Source organism: Methylobacterium sp. J-059 (genome assembly GCF_022829485.1).
Lineage (GTDB): Bacteria > Pseudomonadota > Alphaproteobacteria > Rhizobiales > Beijerinckiaceae > Methylobacterium.
Genome location: NZ_JAKSYA010000123.1, coordinates 98476 through 124405 on the forward strand (window position 1 = coordinate 98476; position 25930 = coordinate 124405).

The 25930-nt window shown below is 71.7% G+C and carries 29 protein-coding genes and 1 riboswitch; of the genes, 7 read left to right on the plus strand and 22 right to left on the minus strand.

The window, feature by feature from the left end:
• On the plus strand, nucleotides 1-1575 hold the full coding sequence (locus MKK55_RS17705) for a cryptochrome/photolyase family protein (protein WP_243936845.1): 1575 nt from the start codon (nucleotides 1-3) through the stop codon (nucleotides 1573-1575).
• Here the strand turns inward: MKK55_RS17705 and MKK55_RS17710 are convergent.
• From MKK55_RS17710 to bcsS, 3 genes are all read right to left on the minus strand, one after another.
• Entirely contained in the window at nucleotides 1565-1972 is a 408-nt protein-coding gene (locus tag MKK55_RS17710) for a type II toxin-antitoxin system VapC family toxin (protein WP_147842235.1), read from the minus strand. The genes MKK55_RS17705 and MKK55_RS17710 overlap by 11 nt on opposite strands.
• Complete coding sequence (locus MKK55_RS17715) at nucleotides 1969-2217, minus strand: type II toxin-antitoxin system Phd/YefM family antitoxin (RefSeq protein WP_187275457.1); 249 nt, start codon at nucleotides 2215-2217, stop codon at nucleotides 1969-1971. The genes MKK55_RS17710 and MKK55_RS17715 overlap by 4 nt, the downstream gene beginning before the upstream one ends.
• Nucleotides 2218-2310: 93 nt before the next feature.
• Nucleotides 2311-3054: a cellulose biosynthesis protein BcsS gene (bcsS, locus tag MKK55_RS17720; RefSeq protein WP_243936846.1), complete on the minus strand. Its 744-nt coding sequence runs from the start codon at nucleotides 3052-3054 to the stop codon at nucleotides 2311-2313.
• Nucleotides 3055-3385: 331 nt separating this feature from the next.
• On the opposite strand from bcsS, the gene MKK55_RS17725 reads away from it, so the two are divergent.
• Entirely contained in the window at nucleotides 3386-3988 is a 603-nt protein-coding gene (locus MKK55_RS17725; RefSeq protein WP_243936881.1) for an exopolysaccharide biosynthesis protein, read from the plus strand.
• A gap of 22 nt (nucleotides 3989-4010) precedes the next feature.
• On the opposite strand, the gene MKK55_RS17730 is transcribed toward MKK55_RS17725, so the two are convergent.
• Genes MKK55_RS17730 through MKK55_RS29065 form a run of 3 tightly spaced genes read right to left on the minus strand, consistent with a single transcriptional unit; the run spans nucleotide 4011 to nucleotide 5865 of the window.
• Complete coding sequence (locus tag MKK55_RS17730) at nucleotides 4011-4835, minus strand: metal ABC transporter permease (RefSeq protein ID WP_279592983.1); 825 nt, start codon at nucleotides 4833-4835, stop codon at nucleotides 4011-4013.
• A 35-nt stretch (nucleotides 4836-4870) separates the two neighbouring features.
• On the minus strand, nucleotides 4871-5734 hold the full coding sequence (locus MKK55_RS17735; protein WP_243936847.1) for a metal ABC transporter ATP-binding protein: 864 nt from the start codon (nucleotides 5732-5734) through the stop codon (nucleotides 4871-4873).
• Nucleotides 5731-5865 (minus strand): hypothetical protein, encoded by a 135-nt coding sequence (locus tag MKK55_RS29065; protein ID WP_279596257.1) that lies wholly within the window; start codon nucleotides 5863-5865, stop codon nucleotides 5731-5733. Before MKK55_RS29065 ends, MKK55_RS17735 begins: the two co-directional genes overlap by 4 nt.
• A gap of 138 nt (nucleotides 5866-6003) precedes the next feature.
• Between MKK55_RS29065 and MKK55_RS17740 the strand changes: the two genes are divergently transcribed.
• The gene (locus MKK55_RS17740; protein WP_279596258.1) at nucleotides 6004-6504 is read left to right on the plus strand and encodes a Fur family transcriptional regulator; all 501 of its coding nucleotides are present in this window, start codon (nucleotides 6004-6006) and stop codon (nucleotides 6502-6504) included.
• A gap of 29 nt (nucleotides 6505-6533) precedes the next feature.
• On the opposite strand, the gene MKK55_RS17745 is transcribed toward MKK55_RS17740, so the two are convergent.
• Nucleotides 6534-8039: an undecaprenyl-phosphate glucose phosphotransferase gene (locus MKK55_RS17745; protein WP_147842239.1), complete on the minus strand. Its 1506-nt coding sequence runs from the start codon at nucleotides 8037-8039 to the stop codon at nucleotides 6534-6536.
• 543 nt (nucleotides 8040-8582) lie between these two features.
• Nucleotides 8583-8921: an antibiotic biosynthesis monooxygenase family protein gene (locus MKK55_RS17750; RefSeq protein ID WP_147842240.1), complete on the minus strand. Its 339-nt coding sequence runs from the start codon at nucleotides 8919-8921 to the stop codon at nucleotides 8583-8585.
• 407 nt (nucleotides 8922-9328) lie between these two features.
• On the opposite strand from MKK55_RS17750, the gene MKK55_RS17755 reads away from it, so the two are divergent.
• Nucleotides 9329-9742, plus strand: a complete 414-nt coding sequence (locus MKK55_RS17755; protein ID WP_147727032.1) for a helix-turn-helix domain-containing protein — start codon at nucleotides 9329-9331, stop codon at nucleotides 9740-9742.
• A 76-nt stretch (nucleotides 9743-9818) separates the two neighbouring features.
• Here the strand turns inward: MKK55_RS17755 and MKK55_RS17760 are convergent, their stop codons facing one another.
• From MKK55_RS17760 to cbiE, 4 genes are read right to left on the minus strand one after another with little or no spacing between them, the layout of a single operon-like run.
• On the minus strand, nucleotides 9819-11135 hold the full coding sequence (locus tag MKK55_RS17760) for a cobyrinate a,c-diamide synthase (RefSeq protein ID WP_243936849.1): 1317 nt from the start codon (nucleotides 11133-11135) through the stop codon (nucleotides 9819-9821).
• Nucleotides 11132-11932, minus strand: a complete 801-nt coding sequence (gene cobM / locus MKK55_RS17765; RefSeq protein WP_243936851.1) for a precorrin-4 C(11)-methyltransferase — start codon at nucleotides 11930-11932, stop codon at nucleotides 11132-11134. Before cobM ends, MKK55_RS17760 begins: the two co-directional genes overlap by 4 nt.
• Nucleotides 11929-12465, minus strand: coding sequence for a cobalamin biosynthesis protein (locus MKK55_RS17770; RefSeq protein WP_313898972.1), 537 nt, complete (start codon nucleotides 12463-12465; stop codon nucleotides 11929-11931). Before MKK55_RS17770 ends, cobM begins: the two co-directional genes overlap by 4 nt.
• Nucleotides 12462-13706 carry a precorrin-6y C5,15-methyltransferase (decarboxylating) subunit CbiE gene (gene cbiE / locus MKK55_RS17775; protein ID WP_243936853.1) on the minus strand — a complete coding sequence of 415 codons (1245 nt, stop codon included), beginning with the start codon at nucleotides 13704-13706 and terminating at the stop codon, nucleotides 12462-12464. Before cbiE ends, MKK55_RS17770 begins: the two co-directional genes overlap by 4 nt.
• On the opposite strand from cbiE, the gene MKK55_RS17780 reads away from it, so the two are divergent.
• Nucleotides 13705-14469 (plus strand): cobalt-precorrin-6A reductase, encoded by a 765-nt coding sequence (locus MKK55_RS17780; RefSeq protein ID WP_243936855.1) that lies wholly within the window; start codon nucleotides 13705-13707, stop codon nucleotides 14467-14469. The genes cbiE and MKK55_RS17780 overlap by 2 nt on opposite strands.
• Here MKK55_RS17780 and cobJ read toward each other — a convergent pair.
• The 10 genes from cobJ to MKK55_RS17830 form a co-directional block, all read right to left on the minus strand.
• On the minus strand, nucleotides 14445-15200 hold the full coding sequence (gene cobJ / locus MKK55_RS17785) for a precorrin-3B C(17)-methyltransferase (protein WP_243936857.1): 756 nt from the start codon (nucleotides 15198-15200) through the stop codon (nucleotides 14445-14447). The genes MKK55_RS17780 and cobJ overlap by 25 nt on opposite strands.
• Nucleotides 15197-15991, minus strand: coding sequence for a precorrin-2 C(20)-methyltransferase (locus MKK55_RS17790; RefSeq protein WP_147843677.1), 795 nt, complete (start codon nucleotides 15989-15991; stop codon nucleotides 15197-15199). The genes cobJ and MKK55_RS17790 overlap by 4 nt, the downstream gene beginning before the upstream one ends.
• Entirely contained in the window at nucleotides 15991-16623 is a 633-nt protein-coding gene (locus tag MKK55_RS17795) for a precorrin-8X methylmutase (RefSeq protein ID WP_243936859.1), read from the minus strand. Before MKK55_RS17795 ends, MKK55_RS17790 begins: the two co-directional genes overlap by 1 nt.
• A complete protein-coding gene (gene cobG, locus MKK55_RS17800; RefSeq protein WP_243936861.1) occupies nucleotides 16620-17981 on the minus strand; it encodes a precorrin-3B synthase in 1362 nt (453 codons plus the stop codon). Before cobG ends, MKK55_RS17795 begins: the two co-directional genes overlap by 4 nt.
• Entirely contained in the window at nucleotides 17978-21358 is a 3381-nt protein-coding gene (gene cobN, locus MKK55_RS17805; protein ID WP_243936863.1) for a cobaltochelatase subunit CobN, read from the minus strand. The genes cobG and cobN overlap by 4 nt, the downstream gene beginning before the upstream one ends.
• Before the next feature lie 7 nt (nucleotides 21359-21365).
• Nucleotides 21366-21950: a Uma2 family endonuclease gene (locus tag MKK55_RS17810; protein ID WP_243936865.1), complete on the minus strand. Its 585-nt coding sequence runs from the start codon at nucleotides 21948-21950 to the stop codon at nucleotides 21366-21368.
• An 81-nt stretch (nucleotides 21951-22031) separates the two neighbouring features.
• Nucleotides 22032-23066, minus strand: a complete 1035-nt coding sequence (gene cobW / locus MKK55_RS17815) for a cobalamin biosynthesis protein CobW (protein ID WP_243936866.1) — start codon at nucleotides 23064-23066, stop codon at nucleotides 22032-22034.
• 18 nt (nucleotides 23067-23084) lie between these two features.
• The gene (locus tag MKK55_RS17820; protein WP_147844509.1) at nucleotides 23085-23453 is read right to left on the minus strand and encodes a DUF1636 family protein; all 369 of its coding nucleotides are present in this window, start codon (nucleotides 23451-23453) and stop codon (nucleotides 23085-23087) included.
• Nucleotides 23446-24195, minus strand: coding sequence for a CbtA family protein (locus MKK55_RS17825; RefSeq protein ID WP_243936867.1), 750 nt, complete (start codon nucleotides 24193-24195; stop codon nucleotides 23446-23448). The genes MKK55_RS17820 and MKK55_RS17825 overlap by 8 nt, the downstream gene beginning before the upstream one ends.
• 22 nt (nucleotides 24196-24217) lie before the next feature.
• Entirely contained in the window at nucleotides 24218-24394 is a 177-nt protein-coding gene (locus tag MKK55_RS17830; protein ID WP_147728670.1) for a CbtB-domain containing protein, read from the minus strand.
• Between the two features lie 36 nt (nucleotides 24395-24430).
• A riboswitch (cobalamin riboswitch) is annotated at nucleotides 24431-24712 on the minus strand.
• A 67-nt stretch (nucleotides 24713-24779) separates the two neighbouring features.
• On the opposite strand from MKK55_RS17830, the gene cobU reads away from it, so the two are divergent.
• Nucleotides 24780-25307, plus strand: coding sequence for a bifunctional adenosylcobinamide kinase/adenosylcobinamide-phosphate guanylyltransferase (gene cobU, locus MKK55_RS17835; protein WP_243936868.1), 528 nt, complete (start codon nucleotides 24780-24782; stop codon nucleotides 25305-25307).
• On the plus strand, nucleotides 25304-25906 hold the full coding sequence (gene cobO / locus MKK55_RS17840) for a cob(I)yrinic acid a,c-diamide adenosyltransferase (protein ID WP_147728672.1): 603 nt from the start codon (nucleotides 25304-25306) through the stop codon (nucleotides 25904-25906). Before cobU ends, cobO begins: the two co-directional genes overlap by 4 nt.
• The last annotated feature ends 24 nt before the right edge of the window (nucleotides 25907-25930 follow it).

Sequence of the window (25930 nt, forward strand, 5' to 3'; positions counted from 1 at the left end):
TTGGCAACGCGGAACACCGCAGGGCGGAAGACCCTGCGCTTCGTGCTGGGCGACCAGCTCAGCCGGCGCGTGTCGAGCCTCGTCGATCTCGATGCGCCCGACGTGGTGCTCATCGTCGAGGTGATGGCGGAGGCGACCTACGTCCGCCATCACAAGCAGAAGATCGCCTTCCTGTTCTCGGCCATGCGCCACTTCGCGGCGGAGCTCGAAGCCGAGGGCGTCACGGTGGATTACGTCCGCCTCGACGATCCCGGCAACAGCGGCAGCTTCACCGGCGAGCTCGCGCGCGCGGTGGCCCGGCACGCGCCGGACCGTGTCGTCGTGACCGAACCCGGCGAATGGCGGGTCTGGTCGATGATGCAGGCGTGGCGCGACGACCTTGCCGTCCCGGTCGAGATCCGCGACGACAACCGCTTCCTGTGCCCGCGCCGCGATTTCGCCGACTGGGCCGGGGACCGCCGGGCGCTGCGCATGGAAACGTTCTACCGCGGCATGCGCCGCCGCACCGGGCTGCTGATGGACGGCAAGGATCCCGTCGGCGGCCAGTGGAACTTCGACGCCGACAACCGCAAGAAGCTGCCGCGGGGCCATGCCGTCCCGAGCCGCCTGCGCTTCGAGCCGGACGCGACGACGCGCGCGGTGCTCGACCTCGTCGCCCGGGCGTTCGCCGGGCATTTCGGCGACCTCGACGGCTTCGGCTGGCCGGTGACCCGCCGCGACGCGCTCGAGGCCCTGAAGCACTTCATCGCCGACGGCCTGCCAACCTTCGGCGACTACCAGGACGCGATGAAGACCGGCGCGCCGTTCCTCTACCACGCGCTGATCTCGCCGCCCCTCAATGCCGGCCTGCTCACCGCGGAGGAAGTCTGCCGTGCCGCCGAGCGCGCCTATCGCGAGGGCGCGGCCCCGCTGCACTGCGTCGAGGGCTTCATCCGCCAGATCCTCGGCTGGCGCGAATACGTGCGCGGCCTCTACTGGGCGCGGATGCCGGCTTATGCCGAGACCAACGCCCTCGACGCGCGGCGCGACCTGCCGTGGTTCTACTGGTCGGGCGAGACGGAGATGAACTGCCTCGCGCAGGTCGTCGCCGAGACGCGGGCCCATGCCTATGCCCACCACATCCAGCGCCTGATGGTCACCGGCAACTTCGCCCTGCTCGCGGGGCTTTCGCCGGCGCAGGTCGAAGAATGGTACCTGATCGTCTTCGCCGACGCCTACGAGTGGGTCGAGCTGCCGAACGTGCACGGCATGGTGCTGTGGGCCGATGGCGGCGTGATGGGATCGAAGCCGTACGCGGCCTCCGGTGCCTACATCAACCGGATGTCCGATTACTGCGCCGCCTGCCGCTACGACGTCGCGAAGAAGGCCGGCCCGGACGCCTGCCCGTTCAACTACCTGTACTGGAACTTCCTCATCGCCAACGCCGACCGCCTCGAAGGCAACCCGCGCCTGTCGATGCCCTATCGCACGCTCGCCGCGATGCCGCCCGCGCGCAAGGCCGAGATCGCGGCGGACGCGGCGTCGTTCCTCGATGGGCTGAGCGCCGATGCGCCGGCGGGCGAGATTAAACGATAACTGGAACGCTGCAGGCGGACGCGGCGCGAAGGAGCTTCGCATCGCGCGAGGCGAGGGGGCGTGAACACCGAATCGCCAATTCGAGATAGCTCGCATCGTACAGCGAGAGCCCGTGCTTGGCGGCGAGCGTCATCGTCGCCGACCAGGCATGTCGCGCGGTCTCGGTATCGATCGAGATCGGTAGGGCTGCGAGAAGCTCGAGAGCCTGAGTCCTCTCTGCCGTTACGATGCGGCGCTTCCGCTCAGCCGTAAGAAGGACGTGCCCGACCTCGAGAGCCCAGAGGCCAGGCACGATCGCACCTTTTGCCGCGACCTGTTCGAGAATATCGCTCGCATCGCTCTCGATCGGCAGGACCCAAGCGAGGGCCATCGACGCATCTAGGATGCAGAGGCTCACCGGCGGTCTTCGCTACGAAAAATCTCTATCTCATCTGGGCTGAACGTTTCACCGCGGGCGGCGATGCGATCGCGCAACGCGCGCAGCCCGCCAACCGTCAGGGCCGTGGTATCTTCACGGGTCGGCGGGACGAGCCGTGCGACGGGTTTGCCGTCGCGCAGGACGAGCACGTCCTGGCCAGCCTCGAGCGCATCGAGAAGTGAGCCGAGCGAACTTTCTGCGTCGAAGATGCTGATTGCGTCCATACGATCACCAACCGAACGACGTCGCGTTTCCGCTGCGTCTGCTGCTGGCAATCGTAGCATGGTTCGGCCAGCCGCGGATGGGTCGAGCATCGCTCACCACGGCGTCCAGACCGACAACGCGAGGTACGGGCTCGGCCGCCTTTCGGTACTCTCGACCTGTACGCCGCCCGACACGCGAAAACTGTAGATGCCGACTGCGAAATCGGTGGCGTGGGCGCCGAAATTCCACTTCGTATAGCCGGTCCGGTCGGCGTAGAGGCTGACTTCGGGGCCGAAGTAGAAGCCCCAGGCGCGATAGCCGAGGGCGATCCGGGACCAGGCCGAATCGCGCGCCGAGCCCAGGACCAGGGTCGCCTGAACCAGGCTCTCGTCGGTCGGGCGCGCCCAGACCTCGCCGTGCAGGCGAAGGCCCCAACGCATCGGAAGCGTCGCCACGCTGCGCCCGTCCGTTAGGGCTTCGTACGCACCCTCCGGCCCGGCATAGAGCGCGACGACGCCCCAATCCGGGAACCACTGATAGCCCGCCAGCGCCGCGCCGAGCACGGTGTAGCGCGACAGGCGAGCGCTGCCCCACGAATCGCAGCCGCACGCCATCTCGTTGCGGCGCCCGCCGCCGAGGCTGGCGAGCGCGACGAAACCCGGCCGGTCGAGCTTGTCCAGCGCGATCTTGGCGCCGATGGACAGGAAATTCGCGGCGCCGGCATCCAGGCTGCCGAACAGCAGGGTGTCGAGATCGCCGGCCCGAGCCGTGGGGGATGCGGCTGGAACGGTGCAGAGCAGGCACGCCACCGCCGCCGCGAGACGGCGCCTTCGGTGCGGGGACGCGAGCCGTGCCAAGCCGATGACTCCTAATACAAGATGAAAATCTTATATCTCGAAGGCTCGCAACATGGGGCGATTCAGGAGAGATGTCGCGACATTTTCAAAGACGGTCGTCGATTTTTCCACCATTCGGCCGTGAAACAATCAACCGCAACTCTGAGTATGTAACTTCAAGTTACGCATGAATCGTCTAGCCAACCTGAAGGAAATATGTCCTTTCTGAAGCTTCCAGGCTTGTCGGTTTCCCGCGGACGGTGCGCCGCCGGGGCGGGGGCGAGGCTCATGCTTGGCGGCGGTGCCGAACTCGGCTAGAGCCCGCGCCGGGACAGCAACCTGCGGCCACGTTTTGTATTCCGGTGCCCGAACGTCCGACGTCCTCACGGTTCTCGCCAGCCAAGAGGGAGACCGCCTGACCGTCGGCGACATCGTCGCGGTGCTGCGGGACCGTGCCTTCGCGCTGCTCGTGGTGCTGCTCGGCCTGCCGAACTGCCTGCCGATGCCGCCGCCGATCCCCCTGGTCTGCGGCCTGCTGCTGCTGCTCGTGGCCGTGCAGATTGCGATCGGCAAGTCGTCGCCCTGGCTGCCGAAGGCGCTGCTGGGACGATCGGTCGCCCGGAAGGACGTCGAGCGGGCCGTCAAGCGCGCCGTGCCGGTGCTGCGGCGGCTGGAGCGCTGGTCGCGGCCACGGCTCAGCGTGTTCGAGACGGCGCTCGGCATGCGCGGCATGGGCATCGCCCTGCTGACGCTGTCGCTGGCGCTGATCGTCGCCGCGCCGGTGATCGGCCAGATCCCGCTCGGGCTCGCCGTCTGCCTCGTCGGCCTCGGGCTGGTCGAGCGCGACGGCATCCTGGTGCTGGTCGGTCTCGGGATCGGGAGCCTGGGCGTGCTGCTCAATGCCGGCTTCGCCTACGCGATCGTTGCCGGGATCATGAGCCTGGTCCACCTCTGAACCGCGATCGTGCGGCTCCGGCTCACGCCTCGAGATGCCGCGGCTTCACCAAGCGGTAGAGCAGCCCTCCGCGCGGGCCCGCCAGCATCGACACGAGATAGAGCGCGCCGGCCGCCAGCACGATCGCCGGCCCGGTCGGCAGGTCGAGATGGTAGGACAGGCTCAGGCCCGAGAAGCTCGCCACCACCGCGATCAGCATCGAGGCCGGGATCAGCGTGCCGAGCCCGCGCGCCCAGAACCGGGCGGCGATCGCCGGAAGCAGCATCAGCCCGACCGCGAGCAGGGTGCCGAGCGCCTGGAACCCGCCGACGAGGTTCATCACCACGAGGCCGAGGAAGGCGTAGTGCACCGGGCCGCCGCCGCGGCTCACCGTGCGCAGGAACAGCGGATCGACGCATTCCATCACCAGCGGGCGGTAGATCAGCGCGAGGCCGAACAGGGTCGCCGTCGCGATGCCGCCGAGCAGTAGCAACGCCGGGTCGTCGAGCGCCAGCACCGTGCCGAACAGGATGTGCAGCAGGTCGATCTGCGAGCCGCGCATCGACACCAGCAGCACGCCGGCGGCGAGCGAGATCAGGTAGAACGCGGCCAGGCTCGCATCCTCGCGGATCACGGTCGAGCGGGTGACGAGGCCGGCGAGCAGGGCGACCGCGAGCCCCGCGACGAGCCCGCCCAGCGTCATCGCCGGCAGCGACAGGCCCGCCACCAGGAAGCCGACGGCGGCGCCGGGCAGGATGGCATGGCTCATCGCCTCGCTCATCAGGCTCATGCGTCGGAGCATCAGGAACACGCCGACCGGCGGCGCCGAGATCGACAGCGCGAGGCAGCCGACCAACGCCCGGCGCATGAAGCCGAACTCGACGAACGGCGCGAAGGGATCGATCACGCCGCGGTCTCGTGCTGCTCGGGTGGGGCCGGGCGATGGCGATGCCCGTGCGTGTGATCGTGCCCATCGTCGTGCCCGGACCCGTCGGGTGCCGGGGCGACTTGGGCATGGTCGTGGGCGCAGATGGCGGCGTCCTCGTCCCAGGCCTCCGACAGGCGGGTGGCGCGGGCGAGGTTCTGCGGCGACAGCACCGAGGCCGTCGCGCCCCAGGCGACCGGCTCCCGCGCGAGCAGGAGCGTCTTCGGGAAGTACGCACGGACCTGCGCCAGGTCGTGCAGCGCCGCGACGATGGTCCGGCCCTCGCCGTGCCACGTGCGGATCAGCGCGATCAGGTCGGCGGTGGTGCGGGCGTCGACTCCGGTGAACGGCTCGTCGAGCAGGAGCACCTGCGCGTCCTGGAGGATCAGGCGTGCGAACAGCGCGCGCTGGAACTGGCCGCCCGAAAGGGTGCCGATCGGCCGCGCCTCGAAGCCGGACAGCCCGACGGCGTCGAGCGCCTTCAGCACGGCGCCTCGATGCCCGAGCAGGCTCCGCCAGGCGCCGGATCGGTGCCACAGGCCCATGCTGGCGAGATCGAGGACGCTCAGGGGGAAGCTGCGGTCGATCTCGTCGGCCTGCGGCAGGTAGGCCAGCGTGCGGGCCGGCATGCCGCGGTGGATCTGCCCGTCGAGGCTGGGGATCTCGCCGATCAGCCCTTTCAGCAGGGTCGACTTGCCGGCGCCGTTCGGGCCGACCAGCGCCAGCAGGTCGCCGCGGCGGATGGTGCCGTCGAGGTGGTGCACCGCCGGATGCCGGTCGTAGCCGAGCGTCAGTCCGTCGAGGCGGATGTCGCCGCCGGCCACGGGCGTGCGCGCGGTCACGCGCCCAGCGTCCAGGCGATCGCCAGCCAGAGCGGCGCGGCAAGCGCGGCGGCGAGGCCGAGGCGGAACGTCAGGCCGCTCTGGAACAGCGATGCGGCCGAGGAAGCTGGCGTGCGGGATCTGGGTCTCAAGGGGACGATCTTCGTCGAGGGTGCGCGAGCGCCGAAGGTCGATCCGTTGCCCGGACCGGTGGCGCGGCCTATAATCCGTGGTGATACACTGTAACACCGGCGGCGTTCAATCGGGGCGCCCCGGCCGCAAGGATCGGGATGCACGATCACGTCGGGCACGAAGGGGAGGCGTGCGGCGCGGAGCACGCCGCCGCGACGATGGCGCGTGCCGCGAAGCTTTGCCGCGACAGGAGCCTGCACTTCACCAAGCTGCGGCACGACGTGCTGCAGGCCGTCGCGGAGACGGGCAAGCCGATGGGTGCCTACGACATCGCCGAGCGCCTGAGCGGGCCGGATCGCCGGGTGGCCGCCGTCTCGGTCTACCGCGCGCTCGACTTCCTGACCGAGAACGGCCTCGTCCACCGCATCGCCAGCCGCAACGCGTTCGTGTCCTGCGCGCACGAGCACGGCGCGGGGGAGGGGCTGGTGTTCCTGATCTGCCGGAGCTGCGGCGGCATCGACGAGACCACCTCGCCCGAGATCGAGGCCGGGCTCGGGCGCACCCTTGAGCGGGCGGGGTTCCGCCCGGCGAGCCGGATCCTCGAGGTCGAGGGCGAGTGCGGCGCCTGCCACGGGCGGCAGGCCGACGGCGCCCACTGATCCCGGGACGCCGCTCGCGGATCTCCGGCTCAGAACGCGTTGCGGTAGGCGCGGCGCGAGAACACCGTCTGGAACATGATCTGGATGTCGAACCAGATCGACCAGTTGTCGATGTAGTGCAGGTCGTGGTTGACCCGGCGTTCCATGTCGAGGTCGGTCAGGGTCTCGCCGCGCAGGCCGTTGACCTGCGCCCAGCCGGTGATGCCGGGGCGAACGTTGTGTCGGCGCGCGTAGAGGGCGATGCGTCGCTCGAAGCTGCGGTCGTGCGCGAGCGCGTGCGGGCGAGGCCCGACGAGCGACATCTCGCCCTTCAGCACGTTCAGGATCTGCGGCAGCTCGTCGAGGTTGGACCGGCGCAGGAAGGCACCGATGCGGGTGATGCGCGAATCGTTGCGCGAGGCCTGCTTGAACACCGCCTCCGCCTCGGCCTTCATGCTGCGGAACTTGAACACGCCGAAGGGTTGCTGATTGAAGCCGTAGCGCTTCTGCCGGAAGAACACCGGGCCGGGGCTGTCGAGCTTGATCGCCACGGCGATGGCCGCGAGCAGCGGGCTCAGCGCGACGAGGGCGATCGTGGCGAGCGTCACGTCGAGGAGGCGCTTCAGCAGCACCTCGGCCATGCTCAGCGGACGGCGGCCGATGTTGATGCCGGAGAGGCGGCCGACCCGGGACACCTGCATGTCGGGGAAGCGGTCGAGCACGGAACCCGGGCGCAGGTGCAGCGCCGCCGGCACCCGCAGGAACGCGTCGATGCAGCGCTCCACCTCGGCGGTGTCGGCCCAGGGCACGAGGATGAAGACGTCGTCGGGGCGCAGGAACCGCACCACGGAGACCGCGAGGTCGAGATCCTCCGACATCTGCGCATGGCGGGTGGCCTCGTCCGCGCGGGCGTCGACCCGGCGGAGATAGCTGGTGCCGACGACGCGCAGGCCGAGCGAATCGGCCTCGTTGCTGGCGTAGAAGCGGGCGATGTCGTCCTCGAAGCCGACGAGGTGGACGCGGCTCACCGACGCGGACGCCGGCGTCACGCTGCGGCGCACGAGCCCGATCATCGCCGCATGCGCCAGCATCAAGACCGGCAGGCCCGAGACGAACACGGTGAGGGCGACGACGCGCGAGACCTCGTTCGTCGTCTTGGTGATGAAGCCGACCACGAGCGCCGCAGCCCAGGCGACGACCCACCGGGCCGCGCTCTTCTGCAGCGACGCCTTCTGCGCCAGCATCGCCTCGATCGCGTATTCCTCGCGCAGGGCGGACGTCGCGACGATGACGATCGCCAGCAGACCGGAGAGCTGCAGGCCCCAGCTCGCCGAGAACGGCATCATCTCGCCGTTCAGAAGGAAGAAATAGCCGTATTCGACCACCATCGTCGTGATGACGATCGACAGGATGTCAGTCATCGCCACCGAGGCCGAGATGCCGATGCGGAACGCGCCGCGGCTCCGACGCGGGAGCAGCGCCGTCCATACATTGCGCCGTCGCTCCGCCGAAGTCGGCAGCGGCTGGAAAGTCTCAGGCAGGCGATCTTGAAACATCTGGCGCGCCATGTTCCGAACTGAACCGGACGGTGTCCCGAAACGACACGGATCGCGCGTCGAGAAGAGCACTCTTGGACTATGGAGCAAGCGTAGGGCCGCGATCACGACACCCGTCACCTTGCGCGAGATGACCCGGCCTTAAGGGTCCGACCAGCGCCTCGCAACGCGAGCAAACTACTGAGAGAGGGTTTCGTCAGGATCGCGTCGATCACGCGCAATCGAATCGCAGCGGCCGACCTACGCCGTCACGGACCCGACGGCTTCACGGTCAAGCTTCACGTTCGAGTGATGGCGGTTCCGGTGCGGGTCGGAGGCACGCCCCTCGTGCCGACGCGGCCGGATGCAGCGATGCGTGCCGAAGACGCGCTTTGGCGTCCATGCGTCGGCGGCCCGCCGCGCTTCGGCTTCGAGCGTGCCGGAACCGTTTTCGATGCGGGGACGCCGATCGCGCCCCGCTCGCATCACGCCGGAGGGGACGAGCCGGCGGCCGGGATGGAGGAACCTTGGCCGTCCCGCCTTCGGGACGCCGAGGCCGTGTGATCAGGCCGCTGCGACGTCGCCGCTCGCTCCGCCGACGGTCTGGATCGTCTCAAAGCCCTCGAATTGCGGGTGCCCGAGATAGAGCGGCTTCGTCGTCGGCACGCGGCCGTGCGCCTTGCGGAACTGCTCGGAGCGGGTCCAGGCCTCGAAATCGGCCTTGGAGCGCCAGATCGTGTGCGAGGCGTAGAGCACGTGATCTTCCGCCTCGGGTCCGCGCAGAAGATGAAACTCGACGAAGCCCGGCATCTCGCCGAGATGACTGTCGCGGCCGAGCCAGACCTGCTCGAAATCCGTTGTCGATTCCTTAACCACTTTGAAACGATTCATCGCAATGAACATCGATCTCTCCATGATGTGGTGGCATCTCGCCACCACCCTGATTCCAACGCCCGAATCTGCGTAATTCGTACCGAGGACCGCTTCGGTAGGCCGACGCCACCTGTCGAACCAACATACTATAGTTTTAGCGCAGGCTCGTAGCGTCGCAGCGCAAACGTCGTGACAAGGCCTCGATCTGATCGATCTAAGCTTGCATTCAGATTTATTTCGTGTCCTAGTTGTCTTCAGTTGAGGCGCTCAGGTGGCTATCCCTTCGCTCTGACAAGACGTTGGCACGGCACCGTGACGGGCGCGAGGTAGGTGGCGGCCTCCGCAACCGGCTGTCAATCTCCCGGTCGGCGTGTCGACCGTCCGAGGATGACGGTCACCCACCCGGTCGCGACCGCGAAATGGGATTGTGTCTGACGATGATGCCCAAACAGACCACCGACGTCGACCGCCTCGTCGGTCTCCGCATCACCGCGCTCCGCAAGGCGCGAGGGCTGAGCCAGACGGCCCTCGGGACGGCGGTGGGCGTCACCTTCCAGCAGGTCCAGAAGTACGAGAAGGGGCAGAACCGCGTCGGCGCGGGGCGCCTGCGCGAGATCGCGCGCCTGCTCGAGGTTCCGGTCTCAGCCTTCTTCGAAGAGAAGGAGGAGGGCGCGGCGCCGAAGGAGGACGTGTTCGGCTTCCTCAGCGCCCACGGCGCGATCGAGCTGCTGCGGGCCTACGCGCTGATCGAGAACGACCAGATGCGCCGCGACGTGCTCGCGATCGTGCGGACGGTGGCCAAGCTCGGCCATGGCCAGGCGGACACGGCCGAGGCCGAAGCCGCCGAGTGAGCCGGGACGGTCCGCCCCGATCGGGGCGGCGCTCGTCTCCGATCGCTGAGCGCTGCCGGCCCACCGTCGTCGTCCGTCAGTCGTCGAGCGCGATCAGGTGGAAGAACGTGCCGGTGACGCGGCCGCGCCGATGCCCGGCAAACCCGAGATCCGTCCCTTCCGCGTCGGCGACCCGACAGAACGCTTCGTCCTCGGAGGGCGGCGGGTTCGACTCGCTCGCGTAGTGGAACTCGTGGCCGACGAGGCGCAGCCCCGCCCGCCCCAGAAGCCCATCGGCGATGGGATGTGCGACGCGATACCCGAGATGCAACTTGCGCGACTTGTACGAGGTCGCGACCGGCAAAAGCCCGGCCATCGGATGCTGCATGCCGGCCGCATCCTCGAGGCTCTCGCCCAGAACCATGTAGCCGCCGCACTCGCCGTGCACCGGCCGTGTCTCGGCAAAGCTGCGCAGGCCGCCGAGGAAGTTCGTCGCCGCGGCGATCCGGCCGGCATGGAGCTCGGGATAGCCGCCGGGCAGCCAGCACACGTCGCACCCCTGGCTCGGTGCCTCGTCGGCGAGCGGCGAGAACGATACGATCTCCGCGCCCGCCGCCCGCCAGCCTGCCGCCTGGTGCGGATAGAGGAAGCTGAACGCGGCATCGGCCGCCACCGCGATGCGCTGCCCCGGCGGGCGGGGGAGGGCGCCCGCGCCGGCGGGAACCGCGCCGCCGGCCGCGGCCAGGATCGCATCGCAATCGAGACCTTCGACGGCGAGGTCGCCGAGGCGGTCCAGACGGGCGTCGAGGTCGGAGGTCTCCCGCGCCTGCACGAGGCCGAGATGGCGCTCCAGCAGGACCAGCGACGCATCCCGCATCAGCGCGCCGAGGACCGGGATCCCGACGCGGGCGAGCCCGGCTTCGACGAGGCGGCGATGGCGGGCGCTGGCCACCTTGTTCAGCACCACGCCCGCGATTCTGACGCGCGCATCGTAGAGCGAGCAGCCGAGCGCGATCGCCGCCGCCGACTGCGCCGCCCCCGACACGTCGAGCACCAGCAGCACGGGCCAGCCGTAGCGGGCGGCGATGTCGGCATTCGCGCCGGTGCGGCCCTCGCCGGCGCGGACGCCGTCGAACAGCCCCATCGATCCTTCCGCCACGACGATGTCGGCGTCCCGCACGGCGAACCCGGCGACCGCGTCGAGGAGGGCAGGGCCCATCGCGAAGCTGTCGAGGTTGACGCTCGGAAAGCCGGTCGCCGCCTCGTGGAAGGCCGGGTCGATGTAATCGGGCCCGCACTTGACCCCGCGGACGCGCAGGCCGCGACGGGCGAGCGCGCGCATGAGCGCGAGCGTCACTGTGGTCTTGCCGGAACTCGACCGCGGCGCGGCCACGAGGATGCCGGGAACGCTCATGCGTTCGCGTCCTCGTTGTCGATGCCCGTGCTGCCGACCGCCCCGCCGGGCCGGAACCGGCGGTCGTAGTCGGCCGCGTAGAGCGCGCTCTCGCGAAAATCCTCGGCGCCGAGCGCCGGCCCGACCAGGATCAGCGCCGTGCGCTCGATCCCGGATCCGGCGACCTGCCCCGCGATCGTCGCCAGCGTTCCGGTGATCACCCGCTCGTCCGGCCAGGAGGCGCGGAACACCACGGCGGCCGGGCAGGGCGCGCCGTAGAACGGCACGAGCTCGGCGACGACCTTGTCCAGGATGTGGATCGAGAGGTGCAGCGCCAGCGTCGCGCCGGTGGCGGCGAAGCCGGCCAGCGTCTCGCGCTCCGGCATCGCGCTCGCCCGCCCGGAGGTGCGGGTGAGGACGACCGACTGCGCCACGCCCGGCACGGTCAGCTCGCGCTTCAGCAGGGCCGCCGCCGCGGAGAAGGCCGGGACGCCCGGCGTGACGGTGTAGGCGATCCCGATCCGGTCGAGCCGCCGCATCTGCTCGGCGAGCGCGCTCCAGATCGACAGGTCGCCGGAATGCAGCCGGGCCACGTCCTCGCCGCGGGCATGCGCCGCCTCGATCTCCGCGACGATCGCGTCGAGGTCGAGCGGCGCGGTGTCGATGATCCGCGCGCCCGGGGGGCACCAGCCGAGGATCTCCGGCGCGACAAGGGAGCCGGCATAGAGGCAGACCGGACAGGCCGCGATCCGGTCGCGCCCGCGCACGGTGATGAGGTCGGGAGCGCCCGGCCCGGCGCCGATGAAATGGACGGTCATGCGGTCACGATCTGCGCCGTTCGGGCGCGCTGGGATATGGGTGTCTTCGATCGGCTAACGGCGCCCGCATCCTTCCCTACCCCCGCAGAGGGGGGACGGAAGAGGGCGCTGGCCTCATCGGCCTCGCGCATCGCCTCGTCGCTCGCTAGGCCCCGCGCCGCGAGCGCGCAGGTGGCACGTCCGTCGTCGATGCGGGCGAGGATCAGGCGTCCGGTTTCGCCGGCGACGGCGAGCGCCGCCGCCTCGGCGAGCGAGCCGACGCCGCGCGATCGCTCGATCCGGGCCGAGCGCGTCAGCACGCGCGGGTCGACCGTGCGAAGCGCTTCGGCATCGACGGCGACGGGCGTCAGGCCGAACGCGCCGGCGGCGTCCCGGATCGCCGGCTCATCGGCTCGGTCGGCGGCGGTGGCGATCGCGACGAGCGCCCCCTCGCACGCCGCCTGCGCGATCGCCCGCCGGATCAGCGCGACGATCGCGTCGGGGGGCACGCCGTGGCGGAAGCCGATGCCGGCGACGAGGCGGGTCCCGGTCACGGCTTGGTCCAGGCCCATTGCGTCACCGGCATCGCCGCACGCCAGCCGTGCAGCCCGCCGACCGGATCGGCGCGGGCGATCGACAGGCGCCGCAGCGTTCCGCCCCGGGTCGAGAAGGCGGCGAGCAGCACCGCCTCGGCCTCCAGCGTCACCGCGTTGGCGACGATCCGGCCGCCCGACCGCAGGCCGCCGAGCGCCGCCGGCAGAACGCCCGGCGCGGAGACGCCGCCGCCGATGAAGATCGCATCCGGCGCCGGCAACCCGGTCAGCGCATCCGGCGCCACCCCGTGGACGATGGTCAGCCCGGGGGCGCCGAGGGTCTGCGCGTTGCGGGCGATCCGCTCGACGCGAGACGGATGGGCTTCGATCGCGGTCGCCCGCATCGCGGGATGGCGCAGCATCCACTCGATGCCGATCGAGCCGGCGCCGGCGCCGACGTCCCACAGCAGCTGGCCGGCGAGCGGGCGGAGCGCCGCCAGCGTCACCGCGCGGATCTCGGCCTTGGTCAGCTGGCCGTCGTTCTCGAACCACGCATCGTCGAGCCCCGGGGCGAGGCCGACCGGCCGGCAGCCGGGCTCGCCCACCACCTCGATCGCCAGGGTGTTCAGGGCGTCGACGTCGCCGAGGTCGAAATCGCGCGCGCATCGGGTCCAAACGGTCTCGCGCGGGCCGCCCATCGCCTCGCATACGGTGATCGGCGATGCGCCGAAACCGCGCTCGGTCATCAGCGCGGCGACCGCCGCCGGCGTCGTGCCGTCCCAGGACAGCACCAGCAGGCGGGCGTTCGGCTGCAGGTGGCGGACGATCTGCGCGAGCGCCCGCCCGTGCAGCGTCAGGCAGGCGCACTCGGCGAGCGGCCAGCCGAGGCGGGCGCAGGCGAGGCTGAAGGCCGAGGGCTGCGGAAATGCCCGAATCTCGGCGGCCGGCACGATCCGGGCGATCTCGGCGCCGATGCCGTAGTGGAACGGGTCGCCGGTCGCGAGCAGGCAGGTCGGCGTCCCGCGCCGCGCCAGGATTTCAGGGTAGGCGTCGGAGATCGGGCTCGGCCAGGTTCGCAGCTCCGCGTCGAGCGGGCCGGCGAGCGCGAGGTGACGACGGCCGCCATAGACCAGGCGGGCGCCGTCGAGCGCCGCGCCGGCGGCGGGGGAGAGCCCGTCGCGGCCGTCCTCGCCGATGCCGACGATCGCGAGCCAGGGATCGGGCCTCGACACCGGTTCGGGCCTATCGGACAAGGCGGCCATGCGGATCCTCATCCTCGGGGGCACGACGGAGGCCAGCGCCCTCGTCCGCGGCCTTCTCCCCCATTCCGGCCTCTCCGTCACGTTGTCGCTGGCCGGGCGCACCGCGGCGCCGGTCGTCGACGCGGTTCCAATCCGCATCGGCGGATTCGGCGGCCCGGAGGGCTTGGCTTGCTACCTGCGCGAGCAGGCGATCGACCGGCTTGTCGATGCCACCCACCCCTTCGCGGCACGCATCGGTAGGAACGCTTATGGGGCCGCGGAAGCTGCCGGCGTCCCGCTCCTGGCGATCCGCCGCCCGGCCTGGACGCGGATGCCTGGAGACGCCTGGACCGAGGTCGACACCGTAGCCGATTGCGTCGCGGCGCTGGGGGACGTTCCGCGCCGCGTCTTCCTCACGGTCGGCCGCATGGAAGTCGCGGCCTTCGCGGCCGCGCCGCAGCACGACTACGTCGTGCGCACGATCGAGCCGCTCGGGGATGCGCTGCCGGTCCCGCGCCTCACGGCGATCCGCGCGCGCGGACCGTTCGACGCCGCCGCCGAGGTCGCGCTGATGCGCGACGCGTCGGTCGACGTGCTCGTCACGAAGAATGCCGGGGGGGCGGCGACCTACGGAAAGATCGCCGCTGCGCGGACACTCGGCTTGCCGGTGGTGATCGTCCGCCAGCCGTGGAAGCCGATGGTCGACGCGGTCGCCGATGCCGCCGCGGCCGTCGAGCGGCTCGTCGGCGCGGGCCGCGATCATGCGACGCTGCGCGGCGTGTAGACGAACGGCCGCTCGCCCGGCCCGCGCTCGATCAGCCGGGTGGTCGAGGCACCGATGATGACCATCGTCGCCATGTCGGCGGTCGCGTCGCGGGCCTCGGCCAGCGTCATCACGCGGATCGCCTCGTCGGGCCGGGTGACGGCCCGGGCGAAGATCACCAGCGTGTCGGGGTCGCGGATCTCGGCGGCGATCCCGAGGGCCTTGCCGAGCTGCCAGGGCCGCGCCGACGAGATCGGGTTGTAGAGCGAGACCACGAAGTCGGCGCGCAGCACCGCGTCGAGCCGCGCCGTGATCACCTCCCACGGTTTAAGATTATCCGAGAGCGAGAGCGCGCAGAAATCGCCGCCGAGCGGCGCGCCAAGGCGCGCGGCGGCCGCCAGCATCGCGGTGATGCCCGGCTCGACGGTGATCGCGAGCTGGCGCCAGGCCGGATCGCCGTGCTCCACCGCCTCGAAGACCGCCGCTGCCATCGCGAACACGCCGGGATCGCCGCCCGAGACCACGGCCACCCGCCGGCCGGAGGCTGCGAGTTCCAGCGCATGGCGGGCGCGGTCGACCTCGACGCGGTTGTCACTGGCGTGCCGAGTCAGGCCGGGCCGATCCGGCACGCGCGAGACGTAGGGAATGTAGCCGATCAGGTCCTCGGCCGCATCGAGCGCGGCCTGCGCCGAGGCGGTGAGCAACCCGGCATCGCCCGGCCCGAGGCCGATGACCGCGAGGCTTCCGCTCACGGCCGGCGCCCTTCGCCCGGCACCAGCACCATCGAGAAGTACGGGGCCGCGTCGTCCGGCTTGTCGGCCAGCGGCACGACATGCTCGCCGGCCATGGTCCCGCGCTCGACGTAGACCGCACGCGCCAGAAGGCCGGCCTCGTGCAGGGCGGCGCGGACCTTCGGCAGGTGCCGGCCGAGCTTCATGATCACGGCGGCGTCGGTCGTGGCGAGGCGGGCCGCGAGGTCGGCGGCCGGCAGCGTCGCCGGCAGGATCGTGAGCACGTCGTCGCCCCAGGTGATCGGCGTCCCGGCCTTGGTCCAGCAGCCGGACATGCCGGTGACGCCGGGCACGACCTCGACCGGGAAGCGGTCCTTGAGCCGCCGCCACAGATGCATGAACGAGCCGTAGAAGAACGGGTCACCTTCCGACAGGATCGCCACGTCGCGACCCGCGCCGAGGTGGTCGGCGAGCTGCCCGGCCGCGTCGTCGTAGAAGGCGGCGAGCGCCGAGACGTAGTCCGGGTGATCGGGGTGCAGCTCTGTGGTGTAGGGGTAGGCCAGCGGGAACTCGCGGGTCGCGTCCGGCGGGAGCACGGCATCGGCGATGGTGCGGGCGTTGCCGCGCCGGCCCTTCTTGCAGAAGTGGACCAGCACCGGCGCGCGCTCGAGCACCCGCATCGCGCGAACGGTGAGGTAGTCCGGGTCGCCCGGCCCCATGCCGACGCCGAACAGCGTGCCGGTGACGACCGCGATCGGCCTGTCCGGCTGCTCGGCAGGCTCCTCCGCGAAGCGGTTCTCGGCCGAGTCCATCACTCGATCTCGTTGGCGAGCGCGTTGACGGCCGCCGCGGCCATGGCGCTGCCGCCGCGCCGCCCGTGCACGACGACGAACGGTACGCGCCCGTCGCGCGCGAGCGCCTCCTTCGATTCGGCCGCGCCGATGAAGCCGACCGGGATGCCGATCACCGCCGCCGGCGGCGCGACGCCCTCGTCGAGCAATTCGAGCAGGCGGAACAGCGAGGTCGGCGCGTTGCCCACCGCCACGACGCTGCCGGGCAGGTGCTCGCGCCACAGCTCCATCGCGGCGGCCGAGCGCGTGGTGCCCATCTCGGCCGCCATCGCCGGCACGCGCGGGTCGGTCAGCGTGCAGATCACGCGGTTCTCGGCCGGGAGCCGGGCGCGGGTGCAGCCGTCGGCGACCATCCGCACGTCGCACAGGATCGGCGCGCCGGCGCGCAGAGCCGCCTCGCCGGCGTGGGCGAAAGTCTCGGACATCTCCACGTCCGCCGGCAGGTCGGTCATGCCGCAGGCGTGGATCATCCGCACGACCACGCGCTCGGCCGCACCGGACCAGCGCGCGAGGTCGGCCTCGGCACGGATCATCGCGAAGGACCGGGCGTAGATCGCGCCGCCGTCGCGCAGGTATTCGTGGCGGGCGCTCATATCGTGGTCCCGATGGCTGGCTCGGCGAAGGCTTGCCGAGGGGAGGGGGAGGGGCCGAACGCCTGTGCCAGCGTGCCGGATTTCGCCCTCCATACGCGCTCCAGCGCCGCGTCGAAAGTCAGTTCCAGAGCCGGCGCATCGCCGGGCGAGCCGTCGAGGACGACGCCGTAGCGTCCGTTGCGGGCGACCAGCGTCAGGTCGGCGCGGGCCGGATGGGCGCAGCCCTTGGTGCAGCCGGAGACGTGCGCGGTCATCCCGCTCGCGGCGAACGGCCGGAATGCCTCGGCGAGCCGTGCGGCATCCGTGCCCGTCGGCGTCGAGCCCGAGGCGCAGGCCGGCGCGCCGGGGCAGGTCGCCACCGCCCGACGCGGATCGTCCGGTGCGGTGACGAAGCCGGCGGCGGCGAGGTCGGCAAGGGCCTCGCCGCGGCGAAGTGACGGCACGCCACGCATCGGCAGCACGAAGCCGCGCGTCGGCGAGACGCGGACCTCGTCGATGCCGAGCCCGTCCGCGACCTCCGCCAGCCGATCCAGCATCGCCGCCGTGCAGCGGCCGAAGGGTGCCGCGATCTCGAGGCACGAAGATGCTCGGTCGGACAAAGCGGGTTTCCCGCCCCCCTCTGCGGGGGAGGGTGGGCCACGCTCCCCCACGGAGGGGGGAGGGGGCTCGTCGGCGAGGGTGGCGTACAATGCCGGCACAAGGCTCCCACGTTCCGTAGCATCGAGGTCGCGGATGCGGCGGCGGCCGCTGGTGGCGAACGCCCGGAGCAGCCCCGCGACCGCCTCGGCGATTCGCGCCTCGTCGCACGTCGCGATCCACGTCACGCCCGCTTCGTCCGCGAGGCCGACGGCCGCGATCCCCGGCCCGGTCGCGCGCACATGGATGTCGGCCGCGATTCCCGAGAGGTCGGTGCCGCCGCCCTCGATCAGCACCAGGGTCTTCGGCGGAAGCCCGGCGATCGCGAGGCCGTGCGCCTCGATCGCGGATGCCATGGCCCTGACATCCACGGCCTCCGCGGTCAGGCCGGCGAGCGGGCTGGTGAGGGTGAGGCGCTGCGGGCCGCCGTCGGCGCGCATGTCGCCGAGGCCCGCCCCGCCCAGCGCCACGACGAGGGCCGGCCGGGTCGCCTCGGTGACACCGCGCAGCTGTAGGTTGGCGCGCGCCGTGACGTCGACATGGCCGTTGCCGAAAGCACGGGATGCCGCCGCCACGGCACGGATCTGCGCGCGCGTCAGGATGCCGAGGGGCGGGTGGATGCGGGCGAGCAGGCCGTCCCCGGTCGGCATCGGCCGCGCGAGGCTGGGGCACCAACCGCGGCGGTTCGCGGCATCCGACAGGACGCGACGCGGCGCGCTCATTCCGCCGCCTGCGGCATCAATTCGTCGGCCGGCATCGCATTGCGCCGGCTGGTCCAGAGGCCGCGGGCGCGGGCCTCGTCGAACCGCTCCAGGATCGCACGCGTCGCCGCGGGATTGGCGGTGCACAACGCGTCGAAGGTCTCCGCATCGGCGATCCAGGCGCCATAGAGCCGGTCGAAGTCGGCATCGCTCACCGCGTCGGTGGTCGCGGCCAGCACGAACACCGCATCGAGCCCTTGAGCGAGTTCCTGGGCGCCGCGATAGCCGTGCCGCAGCTGTCCGGCGATCCAGCGCGGGTTCGCGAGCCGGGCGCGGACGAGGCGGGCGGCGTCCTCGCGGGCGGTGCGCACCTTCGGCGTCTCCGGGCTCGCGGCATCGAGGCTGTAGAGGGTCGGCGTGCCGCCCCCGAGGGCGGCCGCGGCGGCGAACCCGCCCATCGCATCGGCGGCGGCATCGCCGTCGAACAGGTCGCGTTCGGCCACGTCGAAGGCGTGGAGATAGGCGTCGGCCTGCGCCACCCGCTGGGCGAAGCCGGCATCCGCACCCTCCGCGTCGCCGTAGGCATGGGTGCTCGCCGCGAGATAGGCGCGCCCGAGATCGCCGCGCTCGGCCCATGCGCCGTCGAGCGCCGTCTCGGCGGCGCCGGCGCCATAGCGGCCGGGGGCGGCGCCGAAGATGCGAGCCTGGCCCTCGCCACGGCGGCGGGCTGCGGCGAGGGGGTTCTCGTCTTCCTCCTCCTCGCGCTGCGCCACGGCCCGTGCGGCGCGGTCGAGAAGGGCGAGGGTGTCCGGGAAGGTGTCGCGGAACGCGCCCGAGACGCGGCAGGTGACGTCGATGCGCGGCCGGTCGAGCAGGGCGAGCGGCAGCACCTCGAAGCCGGTGACGCGGGTGGTCGCGTGGTCCCAGGTCGGGCGGACGCCCATGAGAGCGAGGGCATGTGCCACGTCCTCGCCGCCGGTGCGCAGCGTCGGCGAGGCCCACAGGTCCATGACGATCCGGGCGGGATACTCGCCCTCGTCCTGAAGGTGGCGCAGGACGATGGCGGCAGCGGCCTTCTCGCCGAGCAGCGTCGCCGCGCGGGTCGGCAGCGAACGCGGATCGAGCGTCGTCAGGTTGCGGCCGGTCGGCATCACGTCGGTGCGCCCGCGCGAGGGCGATCCGGATGGGCCCGGCGGCACGAATCGGCCGTCGAGGGCGGCGAGAAGCCCCGCCCGTTCGGCCTGCGCGCTCGCGACGACCGCGTCCGGCGCGCCGTTCGGTGCGCGGCCGAAGACATGGAGCCCGTCGCGGAACGCGGTCTCGCCGAGGTCGCACAGGTGCGCGTCGAGCGCCGCGAGCGCGTCCGTCATCGGCGTGTCGGCGTCGATTCCGGCGCCCGCCAGCAGCCCGGCCGCCTCGGCGTCATCGAGGATGGCGCGCGCGATCAGCGTCGCGCGGCGCGGGTCGAGGACGCTCGCGGCACTGTACTCCTCGACGAGCTCGCGCAGGCGCGCCGCCTCCGGCTCGAGGCTGCCGGCCTCGATCGCCGGCGTCAGGTGCCCCAGCGCGACGCCACCGAGGCGGCGCTTCAGCGGGGCCGCCTCGCCGGGATCGTCGACGATGAACGGATAGACCACGGGCAGGGCGCCGATCGCCCGCGCGGGCCAGCATGCAGGCGCGAGCGCGACGGCCTTGCCGGGCAGCCATTCGGTGGTGCCGTGGGTGCCGAGATGGACCAGGGCGTCGAAATGCCGGCGCAGGCCGAGATGGAACGCGAGGTAGGCGTGCGTCGGCGGCTCGTCGGGATCGTGGTACCCGGCCTTGCGGTCGTCCGACCGGCCGCGGTCGGGCTGGAGGAAGATCGCGATACGGCCTGACGCGTCGTCTTCCCCTTCCCCAGCTGCGGGGGAAGGGGGCGTGTCGCCCCCGGCATCCACCATCCGAAAGCGGAACGCGCCGTCGCGGCACGTCGGGTCGGCTTCGGGTTCGCCCCAGCGTTCGATCAGCGCCTCGCGCGAATCTTCCGGTAGCGTCGCGAGCCAATCCGCGTAATCGGGCAGCGGGATCGCGAAGTCCGGCGCACCGTCCGTCAACGCCTGCATCAGGGCGGCGGCCTCCGGCAGCGATGGGCCCGCGTAGCCGGCCGCCGCGAGGTCCGACACGATCGCGCGCGCGCTCTCCGGCGTGTCGAGGCCGACGGCGAAGCCGGCGCGGCCGCCGCGGGACGGGTAGTCGGAAAGGACCAAGGCGATCCGGCGATGCCCGCGCGGCGTCGCGGCCAGGCGCAGCCAGGCGGCGGCACGGTCGGCGAGCGCCGCGATGCCGGCCGCGTAGGGCACCGCGCGGCGCTCGGCGTAGCCGTCGGCCGCGTCCGTTTCCTGCTTGAACGAGATCGGGAAGCTCGAGAGGCGGCCGTCGAATTCCGGCAGGGCCACCTGCATGGCGAGGTCCGCCGCGTTCATGCCCCGTGCCGACGCCTCCCAGGCCTCCTGCGGGCTGCCGACGGTGAAGGCCTGCAGCACCGGGCAATCGGCCGCGTCGAGGACGAACCCGGCATCCTCGCGCGCCGAAAAGGCGGTGGCGGCAACGATCAGGTCGGGTTTCCGCGCGCGGATCGCCGCGCGCACCGCGTCGACCGCCTCCGCATCCTTGAGGCTCGCCACCGCCAGGGTCAGCGTTCCGATGCCCCGCTCACGGAGGGCGGCCGCCAGCGCGTTGGCGGGTGCGCCGTCGCCGCCGAGAGCCGCCGAGCGGTAGACCAGGATCAGCGCGTGCGGCGCAGCCGCGCCGGGCGCGCCGAGGGCGAGCGGCGAGGCGCCGAGCGAGAGCGCCGCGTCGAGGCCGAGCGGTCCGCAGCCCGGGCACCATGCGAAGCCGCGCGGCAAGGTCTCGGGCGGTTCGACGGCGGTCGGGACGCCGATCTCGGCCGCGAGGCGCCCGAGCATGCGGCGCAGGTTCTCGGGGCCTCCGGCGCGGAAATATCCGTCGAGCACCGGCGCGAGGTCGGGCGCGGTCGAGAGCTCGGCGAGCCGCGGGTCGGGCCGGTCGCAGCCGGGCAGGATCACCAGCGGGATGCCGGCGGCCCGTGCGACGGCGGCGCAGCGCTCGACGCCGTAGCGCCAGTAGTCGAGGCCGCCGAGGCAGCGGATCACGACGATCCTCGCCTTCGCCACCACGGTCTCGACGTAGAGATCGACCGACATCGGGTGGCGCAGGCGCGACAGCTTGGCCAGGCGCAGCGACGGGAAGCCCGGGCCGCAGGCCGCGTGGGCATTGGCGACGCCGAGCAGGTCGGAATCCGTAAACGACAGGAACACGACGTCGCCAGGCTGTTGCCCGAGATCGACCGCCGCCTCGCCGTCGTCGAGGCTCACCGTATCGATGCGGATCAGGTGCATGCGATGGTCAGCCTGCGGAGCCGCCCGGCTCGTCGGGGACGAGGCGTGGCCGGCTCGGAAACGCGACGCCGTCGTAGATCTCGGCCGCGGGCATGGCGATCCCGAACGCCAAGAGCGGGACCGTCGCGTCGAGCCCGAGAAGACGGGTCTCAGCCCAATGCCGGTCCGGATCACGCGTCCAGAGGCGGAGTTCCGCCGCATTGGGTTCCACCAGCAGGATATGCTCCAGGTCGGCCATCGTGCGGTACTCGCCGAGCTTCTCGAACGCATCGAAGTCGCGCGTGCTCGGCGATAGCACCTCGACGACCAGCCGCGGCTGCGCCGCCTTCAGCGCGTTCGGATCGCGGGATCCGCAATCGACCCCGATATCGGGGCGGCGGATCTGGCCGGGCAGCGTTTCGACGCTGCCGTCCCCGGTGAACGGACGGCATCCGCTTCCGCGTAGGGCCGTGCGCAACCATGCGAGGATGTTCACGACGATGTCGTCGTGAACGTTGCGCGCCCCGGCCATCATCCGCACCGGCACGCCGCCGACGAGCTCGTACCGCTCCGCTTGGGCTTCCTGCCAGGCGAAGAACGCATCGATGCTCATCGGCTCAAGTCGGCGGTCCAGCATCCCGGAATCTGCGGTGGTCGTGAAAACGCGCAGTGTAGCCTGTGCGGCGGACAACCCCTAGCCGGCGAGCGCTTCGGCGACCGCGCCCTGGTCGAAGCCCTTCAGGCCGATCACCACCAGCGTGCCGTCGCGGGGCTCGGCCGCCGTCCAGGGACGGTCGAAATGATGGGTGATGCGGCGGCCGACGCCCTGCACCACGAGGCGCATCGGCTTGCCCTCGACGGCGCAGAAGCCCTTGATCCGCAGGACGCCCTCGGTCTCGGCCGCCTTCTCGACGCGGGCGGCGAGGTCGGCGGCGGTGATCGCCGTGCGGACCGGGAGCGCCACGGTCTCGAAGTCGTCGTGGTCGTGATCCTCGCCCGCGCCGTGATGCGAGGGGCGCGCGTCGAGGTCGTCCTCGGCGGCGGCCTGGAGGCCGAGCAGCACCCGCGGGTCGATCTTGCCGTAGGCGGTCTCGACCACCTTCACCGCGCGGGGAAGCTGGCGCTCCACCTCGGCCCGCACCTGCGCGAGGCCGGCGGCGTCGAGAAGATCCGCCTTGTTGAGCACGACGAGGTCGGCGCAGAGGAGCTGGTCCTCGAACACCTCCTCGAGCGGGTTGTCGTGGTCCACCGCCGTATCGGCGGCGCGCTGGTTGGCCAGAGCCTCGGGGTCCTCGGCGAAGGCGCCCGAGGCGACCGCCGGCCCGTCCACGACCGCGACGACGCCGTCGACGGTCACCCGCGAGCGGATCGCCGGCCACTGGAACGCCTGGACCAGGGGCTTGGGCAGGGCGAGGCCGGACGTCTCGATCAGGATGTGCTCGGGCGGGTTCGGGCGATCGAGAAGAGCCGTCATCGCCGGCACGAAGTCGTCCGCGACGGTGCAGCAGATGCAGCCGTTGGGAAGCTCGACGATCGAATCCTCGGTGCAGCCCTCGATGCCGCAGGCGGCGAGGAACGACTTGTCGAAGCCGATGTCGCCGAACTCGTTGACGAGGATCGCGAGCCGGCGCCCGCCGGCATTCTCGACCACGTGGCGCACCAGCGTCGTCTTGCCCGCCCCGAGGAAGCCGGTGACGATGGTGCAGGGGATCTTCTGGACGATGCTCATGGGGATCTCGCCGATGGCTCAGGCCGCGCGCGGCGGAAACGGGGGGATGCGGGCGACGACGCCCTTGCGGAATTCCTGCGGCCTCTGCTTCCACGGCACGATCCCGTCGGGCGTGCCGGCGTAGAGGCCGACGCCGTCGAGGATGATGCGTGCGGAATCCGCCGGGTCGAGGTCGCCGTAGACGTAGGTCCAGCGATCCTCCGCCGCCACGGCGACGGTGCAGGGCCGCTTGCAGACCGACAGGCACTCGACCGCTTCGATCGTCACGCCGTCGGGGGCGGGAAGCGCACGCAACGCGTCGAAGAGGCGGGCGCCCGCGCGCGGGCCGTCCGGCGCATCGCTCTCCATCCGGCAGGTGGTGCAGACGTAAAGGATCGTGTCAGCCACGGGCGCCTGCCGCGGCCTTCGGGCCGAAGGTCTGCCAGGCGCGCCCGAAGGCCAAGCCGATCACCGCCCAGAACACGAAGGCGATGGCGAGCGAGCGCGCGGCGAACTGCGCGGCGAGGCCGGCGGGAAGCTCGGACGGCGTCGCCGCCACCTCCGGCGCACCGGCCAGATGCGGCGCGACGATGAGCACGATTCCGCCGAGGATGGTGATCGGCACCCGGCGGATCGCGATGAGATAGATCCCCATCGCGGTGGCCGACGCCGTCATCACCCACCAGACCTGGCGGGCGGCCAGCGGGGCCGCCTCGCTGCCGGGCAGCTCGGGCGGCAGGCCCAGAGCCGGCGCGAGCGCCACGGCGAGGAAGCCGGCGACCGCGAAGGCGAGCCCGCGCTCGGGCGACGGCTCGCGGCCGGTGGCCAGCATCACCGCGCCGAGGAGCAGGGCGTAGCCGATCCCGCCGACGAGGGTCGCGAGCCCGGTGAACAGCATGCGCGGCAGGCCGGCGGCCGGCTGCCATTCCGGCTCGGCCTTGGTGTCGTGGTCGTGCCCGGCATGGGCGAGCACGATCGGCAGGCGCCCGGCCAGCGGGGCCGCCGAGGCGGCGGCGCCGGGAGCGGCCTGGGTCTCGTAGTGCTCGGCGGCGATGATCAGCGGCGAGGTGAGCGCGAGCTCGAGCCCCGTCACGAGGACGGCCGCGAGGAAGCCGGCGGCGAGCGCCGCCGACAGGAGCCGGATGAGCATGGGAACGCCTGGGTTCAGGCGGTCAATGGCAGGGGAAGTTCTGCGTGTGCCGGAAGTCGTGCGCCGCGTTGTGCAGCGCCGAGGCCGGCGAGAAGCCGGCGAGGAACACGAGCCCGAGGCCGAGCATGGCGGCGGCGACGATGGCGACGAAGCCCTCGTTCGCGCGGGTGCCGGTCTGGGTGAGGGTCTGGGTGGTCATGTCGACAACATCTCCGGCCGCCCCGCCGGCGGCGTTCGAGAAAGCGCGGGGGACGGCAGGTCTCCTGGCTCGCGGATCGCAGCGCCTGCCGCCTTCCCGAAACATCGGTGGCCGAAGGCAGGAGCTGAGGGCTCCCACGGCGTTCCGGGCTTCGATCCGCAACGCAGTCCCATCTCGGACAGGTCGGTTCAACGAAGCTCGGATCGCCGTGGGGACCCTGGCCGCTTACAGTTGCGGGGGCAGCCGCGGCATCGGGTTTCCCCTCACCGCATTCCCTTTTCACCCCGTCTCCGGGGCACCGTCGCGTCCAGCCATAGCCTGTCCGGTCTCCCCGCACAACGGAGGCTTTGACGGGCGCACAGGGGTTGGGGCATGGGTTCCAGCCATGCAGCAGGCCGCGCCTCGGACGACCCTCGTGCTCGGCGGTGCGCGCTCGGGCAAGAGCGCCTACGCCGAGAGGTTGATCGAGGCGGTGCCGGGCCCGTGGCTCTACCTCGCCACGGCACGGGCCTGGGACGACGAGATGCGCGCGCGCATCGCCCTCCACAGGGCGCGGCGCTCCGGCGACTGGATCACTCGGGACGTGCCGACCGCCCTGGCCGCCGCGATCGCGGAGGCGCCGGGGCCGGTGCTGGTCGATTGCCTGACCTTGTGGCTGACGAACCTGCTGCTCTCCGATGCCGACCTCGACGCCGAGACGGCGGCGCTCCGCAGTGCCTGCCGGGAAGCGCGCGGGCCGCTCGTCCTCGTGTCGAACGAGGTCGGCCTCGGGATCGTGCCCGACAATGCGCTCGCCCGCCGCTTCCGCGATGCGGCCGGACGCCTCCACCAGAGCCTCGCGGCCGAGTGCGACCGCGTCGTCCTGACGGTCGCCGGGCTGCCGCTCGTCATCAAACCGCAGGGAACGCCATGACCGACGACGCCGAACGCCATCGCGAGAAGATGGAGAAGCGCAAGGCGGTGCAGGACGCCGAGGTCGCGGCCAAGACGATCGAGAAGGGCCTGCTCATCGTCAACACCGGACCCGGCAAGGGCAAGACCACGGCGGCGCTGGGCCTGGCGCTGCGCATGCTGGGGCGCGGACACCGGGTCGGCGTGGTGCAGTTCATCAAGGGCGCGTGGGACACCGGCGAGGCGCATGCGCTGAGGACGTTCGGCGACCGGGTCGCGTGGCACGCGATGGGCGAAGGCTTCACCTGGGAGACGCAGGACAAGGCCCGCGACATCGCCGCCTGCCTCAACGCCTGGAACCGGGCGACCGACCTGATGGCCGACCCGAGCCTCCGTCTCCTGATCCTCGACGAGCTCAACATCGCGCTGCGCTACGACTACCTCGATCTCGACGCGGTGGTGGCCACCCTGAAAAGCCGTCGCCCGGACCTGCACGTCGTCGTCACCGGCCGCAACGCCAAGCCGGCGCTGATCGAGGCCGCCGACCTCGTCACCGAGATGGGCAGCGTGAAGCACCACTTCGCGGCTGGCGTGAAGGCGCAGGAGGGGATCGAGTTTTGATGGAATGGTCCCTTCAGCCGTGAC

Coding starts and splice junctions, on each gene's coding strand:
- MKK55_RS17715 (WP_187275457.1), bottom strand. CDS start 2,217: ATGGACGCAATCAGCATCTTCGACGCAGAAAGTTCGCTCGGCTCACTT.
- MKK55_RS17730 (WP_279592983.1), bottom strand. CDS start 4,835: ATGCGCCGGGCGTTGGTCGGCTGCCTCGCGCTGTCGATCTCGGCGCCG.
- MKK55_RS17740 (WP_279596258.1), top strand. CDS start 6,004: ATGCACGATCACGTCGGGCACGAAGGGGAGGCGTGCGGCGCGGAGCAC.
- MKK55_RS17745 (WP_147842239.1), bottom strand. CDS start 8,039: ATGTTTCAAGATCGCCTGCCTGAGACTTTCCAGCCGCTGCCGACTTCG.
- MKK55_RS17750 (WP_147842240.1), bottom strand. CDS start 8,921: ATGTTCATTGCGATGAATCGTTTCAAAGTGGTTAAGGAATCGACAACG.
- MKK55_RS17755 (WP_147727032.1), top strand. CDS start 9,329: ATGATGCCCAAACAGACCACCGACGTCGACCGCCTCGTCGGTCTCCGC.
- MKK55_RS17760 (WP_243936849.1), bottom strand. CDS start 11,135: ATGAGCGTTCCCGGCATCCTCGTGGCCGCGCCGCGGTCGAGTTCCGGC.
- cobM (WP_243936851.1), bottom strand. CDS start 11,932: ATGACCGTCCATTTCATCGGCGCCGGGCCGGGCGCTCCCGACCTCATC.
- MKK55_RS17780 (WP_243936855.1), top strand. CDS start 13,705: ATGCGGATCCTCATCCTCGGGGGCACGACGGAGGCCAGCGCCCTCGTC.
- cbiE (WP_243936853.1), bottom strand. CDS start 13,706: ATGGCCGCCTTGTCCGATAGGCCCGAACCGGTGTCGAGGCCCGATCCC.
- MKK55_RS17790 (WP_147843677.1), bottom strand. CDS start 15,991: ATGGACTCGGCCGAGAACCGCTTCGCGGAGGAGCCTGCCGAGCAGCCG.
- MKK55_RS17795 (WP_243936859.1), bottom strand. CDS start 16,623: ATGAGCGCCCGCCACGAATACCTGCGCGACGGCGGCGCGATCTACGCC.
- cobG (WP_243936861.1), bottom strand. CDS start 17,981: ATGAGCGCGCCGCGTCGCGTCCTGTCGGATGCCGCGAACCGCCGCGGT.
- cobN (WP_243936863.1), bottom strand. CDS start 21,358: ATGCACCTGATCCGCATCGATACGGTGAGCCTCGACGACGGCGAGGCG.
- MKK55_RS17810 (WP_243936865.1), bottom strand. CDS start 21,950: ATGAGCATCGATGCGTTCTTCGCCTGGCAGGAAGCCCAAGCGGAGCGG.
- cobW (WP_243936866.1), bottom strand. CDS start 23,066: ATGAGCATCGTCCAGAAGATCCCCTGCACCATCGTCACCGGCTTCCTC.
- MKK55_RS17825 (WP_243936867.1), bottom strand. CDS start 24,195: ATGCTCATCCGGCTCCTGTCGGCGGCGCTCGCCGCCGGCTTCCTCGCG.
- MKK55_RS17830 (WP_147728670.1), bottom strand. CDS start 24,394: ATGACCACCCAGACCCTCACCCAGACCGGCACCCGCGCGAACGAGGGC.
- cobU (WP_243936868.1), top strand. CDS start 24,780: ATGCAGCAGGCCGCGCCTCGGACGACCCTCGTGCTCGGCGGTGCGCGC.
- cobO (WP_147728672.1), top strand. CDS start 25,304: ATGACCGACGACGCCGAACGCCATCGCGAGAAGATGGAGAAGCGCAAG.